This is a genomic window from Jatrophihabitans sp., from assembly GCF_036388195.1.
Classification (GTDB): domain Bacteria; phylum Actinomycetota; class Actinomycetes; order Mycobacteriales; family Jatrophihabitantaceae; genus Jatrophihabitans_A.
In genome coordinates this window covers 1-2784 of sequence record NZ_DASVSG010000170.1, presented here as the reverse complement: position 1 = coordinate 2784, position 2784 = coordinate 1, and the positions used below count along the sequence as shown (strand labels likewise).

Here is a 2784-nt window from a genome sequence, read left to right as displayed (position 1 = left end):
CCGACATCGCCGACCAGCTGCTCGTCCGCGATCCCGCCGCGCGCCCGGGCGACGGCCGCGGCGTCGTCCGGGTCGGCGCCCGGCGCCTCGCGGGAGTACAGGTTGGGCAGCAGCACGGAATAGCCATCGACGGCGAACCGGCGGGCCACCTCCTTGCTCCAGCGGTCATAGCCGGGCAGGTGGTGGATCAGCACCACCCCGCCGCGCGCCCCGCCGCCGGCCGGCCCCGCGTAGTAGGCCTCGATCTGATCACCGCCCGCGCCCGCGATCGAGATGGTGCCCGCGGTCATCGCGTCGTCCACGTCTGCTCCTTCGGGTGTGGCATCGGATGCGGCCTCTAGGCTGGTGCGGTGGCACTTCCCCGGACGTCCTGGCGTCGGCGTCCGCTGCTGGTGCTGATCATCCTCATCGTGCTGCTGGTGATCGGCTACGCGGTCCGAGCCGCCGACGGCCGCTCCGGAGCCGGCTCGCAGCCGACCGGCCCGCAGCTCACCGGGACGCACCGGGTCATCAGCGCGGCGGGCCTCGCTCAGACGGCCCAGGACGGCGGCCGCTTGGCGGCGAAGGCAGCGATGCCCTCCTGCGCCTGCGGGCCGGCGAAGTAGCTCGCCGACAGCGCGCTCATCCGGGCCAGCTCCTCGGCCACCGACTCCGACGTCCGGTCTCGGCGCAGCAACTGCTTGACGCCGGCCAGCGCGGCCGGCTCGCACAGCCGCAGCATCGCGGCGTAGCGGTCCACCTCGGCCCGGACGTCGGCGCTGACGCTGTTGAGCAGGCCGATCTCGCGGGCCCGCGCCGCGCCGAAGGTCTCGCCGGTGAGGAACAGCTCCAGCGCCGGCCGCGGCGCGAGCCTGGGCAGCACCGGCACCGAGATCACCGCCGGCACCAGGCCCAGGCGCACCTCGGTGAACGCGAAATCGGCGTGCTCGGCGCCGACCGCGATGTCGCAGGCCGCGATCAGTCCGATGCCCCCGGCCCGCGCCTTGCCCTCCACCTGGGCGATCACCGGCTTGTCGAACTCCCAGATCCGCTGCAGCAGCGCGGGGAACGCCACGATCGGCTGGTCCTCGGCGGCGACGCCGGCCACCGTGGTCAGATCCATCCCGGAGGAGAACACCGGGCCGGTGTGGCCCAGCACCACGGCGCGCACCCGCGGGTCGGCGGCAGCCTCGTCGAGCCGCCGGCGCAGCTGGCCGAGCAGGTCCGCCGACAGCGCGTTGCGCCGCTGCGGGGAGTCCAGGGTGATCCTGGCGACGGACTCCGCCACCTCGTATCCGACCGTGCTCACGGGCTCTCGAACTCCTCGCAGGTGACCGCCGAACGGCTCGCGGCGAGCGGCTTTGGCCACCCGTCGGCGGGTCGGGTGCAGCCGTGCGCTGTAGGCATCTAACACTGGAGGCATGCCATCCGCACTGCCGCTCGGCGATCCGGCGCCGCCGCACGGCCGGTTGACCGAGACCGCGCTGCTCAGCCTGCCGCAGCGGCCGTTCGGCTTCTACGTCCACGTGCCGTTCTGCGCGAGCCGGTGCGGCTACTGCGACTTCAACACCTACACCGCCCAGGAGCTGGGGCCGGGGGTCAGCCAGGGCTCCTACGCCGACACGGTGCTGGGCGAGATCAGGCTGGCCCGCGCCGTGCTGCCGGCCAGCGCGCCGCCGGTGTCGACGGTGTTCTTCGGCGGCGGCACGCCGACCCTGCTGCCCGCCGAGCACCTGGGCCTGGTGCTGGCCGAGATCGGCGCCGAGTTCGGCCTGGCCCCGGATGCCGAGATCACCACCGAGGCCAACCCGGAGACGGTGACCCCGGCCTACCTGGCCAAGCTGCGGGCGGCCGGCTTCACCCGCATCTCGCTCGGCATGCAGTCCGCGGTCGGGCACGTGCTGGCGGTGCTGGAGCGCCAGCACCGGCCGCAGCGCGCCGTCCAGGCGGTGGCCGAGGCCCGGGCGGCCGGCTTCTCCCACGTCAACCTGGACCTGATCTACGGCACGCCGGGGGAGACCGACGCCGACTGGCAGGCCTCGCTGGACGCCGCGATCGGCTCGGGCGCCGACCATGTCAGCGCCTACGCCCTGATCGTCGAGGACGGCACCGCGCTGGCCCGCAAGGTGTCCTCCGGCGCGGTGGCAGCCCCGGACGACGACGTGCTCGCCGACCGCTACCTGCAGGCCGACGACACCCTGGCCGCGGCCGGCTTCAGCTGGTACGAGGTGTCGAACTGGGCCCGGACGCCGGCCGGCCGGTCACGGCACAACCGGCTGTACTGGTCCGGGGCCAACTGGTGGGGGGCAGGACCCGGCGCGCACAGCCACATCGGCGGCACCCGGTGGTGGAACGTCAAGCACCCCAGCCGCTACACCGCGGCGCTGGACGCCGGCCGCAGCCCCGCGGCCGGCCGGGAGACCCTGGGCGGGCGGGACCAGCTGACCGAGCGGCTGATGCTCGAGGTGCGGATGGTCGAGGGGCTGGACCTGAGCAGCCTGCCGGAGCCTGCCACCCGGCAGGCCGAGCAGTGCCTGCGCTGGGGGCTGGTCGAGCGGGAGCCGCTGGCGCGCGGCCGGCTGGTGCTCACCCAGCGTGGCCGGCTGCTGGCCGACGCGGTGGTACGCGACCTGCTCGACATCCTCTAGCGCGACGGGCCGTGCGCTAGATGTACTCGGCCAGGACGTTGGTGGTGGGCGTGGCGGCTTGAAACGGTGAGAACCTCCGGGTGGGGTGTGGTTTGTCTAGGACCCACTCCGACCCGGAGGCTCTCGTGTCTCACCGTAGTGCCCGCACGACCTTTCA

At 73.9% G+C, this 2784-nt stretch carries 4 protein-coding genes; 2 read left to right on the top strand and 2 right to left on the bottom strand.

The features are described 5' to 3' along the window. The coding region (locus VF612_RS17440; RefSeq protein ID WP_408661126.1) for a dienelactone hydrolase family protein at positions 1-290 on the bottom strand (290 nt) is incomplete at its 3' end. Between the two features lie 60 nt (positions 291-350). Here VF612_RS17440 and VF612_RS17435 point away from each other — a divergent pair. Continuing rightward, on the top strand, positions 351-605 hold the full coding sequence (locus VF612_RS17435; protein ID WP_408661125.1) for a hypothetical protein: 255 nt from the start codon (positions 351-353) through the stop codon (positions 603-605). On the opposite strand, the gene VF612_RS17430 is transcribed toward VF612_RS17435, so the two are convergent. After that, positions 530-1288 (bottom strand): enoyl-CoA hydratase-related protein, encoded by a 759-nt coding sequence (locus VF612_RS17430; RefSeq protein ID WP_408661124.1) that lies wholly within the window; start codon positions 1286-1288, stop codon positions 530-532. The two genes, VF612_RS17435 and VF612_RS17430, sit on opposite strands and share 76 nt — an antisense overlap. Before the next feature lie 112 nt (positions 1289-1400). On the opposite strand from VF612_RS17430, the gene hemW reads away from it, so the two are divergent. After that, complete coding sequence (gene hemW / locus VF612_RS17425; protein WP_408661123.1) at positions 1401-2627, top strand: radical SAM family heme chaperone HemW; 1227 nt, start codon at positions 1401-1403, stop codon at positions 2625-2627. Positions 2628-2784: the final 157 nt, after the last annotated feature.